Annotated in this window: 1 rRNA gene; it reads left to right on the forward strand. The window is 51.5% G+C overall.

The features are described 5' to 3' along the window. Positions 1–230: 230 nt before the first annotated feature. Positions 231–1,393, forward strand: a 23S ribosomal RNA gene (locus AB1I47_RS33750); the annotation flags it as partial.

Here is a 1,393-nt window from a genome sequence, read left to right on the forward strand (position 1 = left end):
CATTTGGCATTGCCAAGCGATCGCAAGATCGGCTGTTCTTTAACAATATGGGATGTAGTAAAGGTGTCGCGGTGCTTTGATGAGAAGCACAGTAGTTGAACGCGATACCGGGTTGTGATTGTATCAACCAAAATGTATTTAAGTGATCGAAAGATGACTTGGAATACGGCACAAATGCGAGAACTCAACCTGTAGCGACGTTTCGAGCGATCGAGACACACTCGTTATAGGGTCAAGCGAACAAGTGCATGTGGTGGATGCCTTGGCGATCACAGGCGATGAAGGACGCGGTAGCCTGCGAAAAGCTTCGGGGAGCTGGCAAACAAGCTTTGATCCGGAGATGTCCGAATGGGGAAACCCGGCCCGTATGGGTCATCCCACACTGAATCCATAGGTGTGGGAAGCGAACGCGGCGAACTGAAACATCTAAGTAGCTGCAGGAACAGAAATCAACCGAGATTCCCAAAGTAGTGGCGAACGAAATGGGAACAGCCTTGTACTCTTTAGCAGTGGTGTTAGCAGAACGGGATGGAAAGCCCGGCCATAGCAGGTGATAGCCCTGTATGCGAAAACACGATTGTGGAACTAGGTGTACGACAAGTAGGGCGGGACACGTGAAATCCTGTCTGAAGATGGGGGGACCATCCTCCAAGGCTAAATACTCGTGATCGACCGATAGTGAACCAGTACCGTGAGGGAAAGGCGAAAAGAACCCCGGGAGGGGAGTGAAATAGATCCTGAAACCGCATGCATACAAACAGTCGGAGCCCTTTCGGGGGTGACGGCGTACCTTTTGTATAATGGGTCAGCGACTTACATTCAGTGGCAAGCTTAACCGATTAGGGCAGGCGTAGCGAAAGCGAGTCCGAACAGGGCGTTGAGTCGCTGGGTGTAGACCCGAAACCAGATGATCTATCCATGGCCAGGTTGAAGGTGCGGTAACACGTACTGGAGGACCGAACCCACTAACGTTGAAAAGTTAGGGGATGAGCTGTGGATAGGGGTGAAAGGCTAAACAAATCTGGAAATAGCTGGTTCTCTCCGAAAACTATTTAGGTAGTGCCTCGTGTCTCACCTTCGGGGGTAGAGCACTGTCATGGTTGGGGGGTCTATTGCTGATTACCCCGCCATAGCAAACTCCGAATACCGAAGAGTGCAATCACGGGAGACAGACATCGGGTGCTAACGTCCGGTGTCAAGAGGGAAACAACCCAGACCGCCAGCTAAGGTCCCCAAATATGGCTAAGTGGGAAACGAAGTGGGAAGGCTAAAACAGTCAGGAGGTTGGCTTAGAAGCAGCCACCCTTTAAAGAAAGCGTAATAGCTCACTGATCGAGTCGTCCTGCGCGGAAGATGTAACGGGGCTAAGCCATATACCGAAGCTGCGGACGCG

The sequence above is a fragment of the Cupriavidus necator genome (assembly GCF_040578825.1).
In the GTDB taxonomy this organism is placed as follows: domain Bacteria; phylum Pseudomonadota; class Gammaproteobacteria; order Burkholderiales; family Burkholderiaceae; genus Cupriavidus; species Cupriavidus necator_E.